The sequence below is a fragment of the Paenibacillus roseus genome (genome assembly GCF_016424485.1).
GTDB lineage: Bacteria > Bacillota > Bacilli > Paenibacillales > Paenibacillaceae > Paenibacillus_D > Paenibacillus_D roseus.
The window spans coordinates 1-865 of the sequence record NZ_JAELUP010000078.1 but is presented as its reverse complement, the minus strand read 5'-3'; the positions used below and the strand labels follow the sequence as shown (position 1 = coordinate 865).

At 53.9% G+C, this 865-nt stretch carries 1 rRNA gene; it reads left to right on the top strand.

Annotated elements, in window-relative coordinates:
• Positions 1-865 (top strand): 23S ribosomal RNA (locus JFN88_RS15325); the annotation flags it as partial.

Sequence of the window (865 nt, the reverse complement as noted above, 5' to 3'; positions counted from 1 at the left end):
CGAAAGTCGATTCCCTCCGAGACGGATCCTGAGTACGGCGGGACACGTGAAACCCCGTCGGAATCCGGCAGGACCATCTGCCAAGGCTAAATACTCCCTAGTGACCGATAGTGAAGCAGTACCGTGAGGGAAAGGTGAAAAGCACCCCGGAAGGGGAGTGAAAAAGAACCTGAAACCGTGCGCTTACAAGAAGTCAGAGCCCGTTATAGGGGTGATGGCGTGCCTTTTGTAGAATGAACCGGCGAGTTATGATCACGTGCAAGGTTAAGGTGGAGAGCCGGAGCCGCAGCGAAAGCGAGTCTGAATAGGGCGAATAAGTACGTGGTTGTAGACCCGAAACCGTGTGATCTACCCCTGTCCAGGGTGAAGGTGCGGTAACACGCACTGGAGGCCCGAACCCACGCACGTTGAAAAGTGCGGGGATGAGGTGGGGGTAGCGGAGAAATTCCAATCGAACTCGGAGATAGCTGGTTCTCCCCGAAATAGCTTTAGGGCTAGCCTCGGTGTCAAGCGTCGTGGAGGTAGAGCACTGATTGGATGCGGGGCCCGCCAAGGGTTACCAAGTTCAGTCAAACTCCGAATGCCACAGACGTATAACCGGGAGTCAGACAGTGAGTGCTAAGATCCATTGTCAAGAGGGAAACAGCCCAGATCATCAGCTAAGGTCCCCAAGTGTGTGTTAAGTGGGAAAGGATGTGGAGTTGCACAGACAACCAGGATGTTGGCTTAGAAGCAGCCACCATTGAAAGAGTGCGTAATAGCTCACTGGTCGAGTGACTCTGCGCCGAAAATGTAACGGGGCTAAACACACCACCGAAGCTATGGCAATGCAGCAATGCATTGGGTAGGGGAGCGTTGAATACGG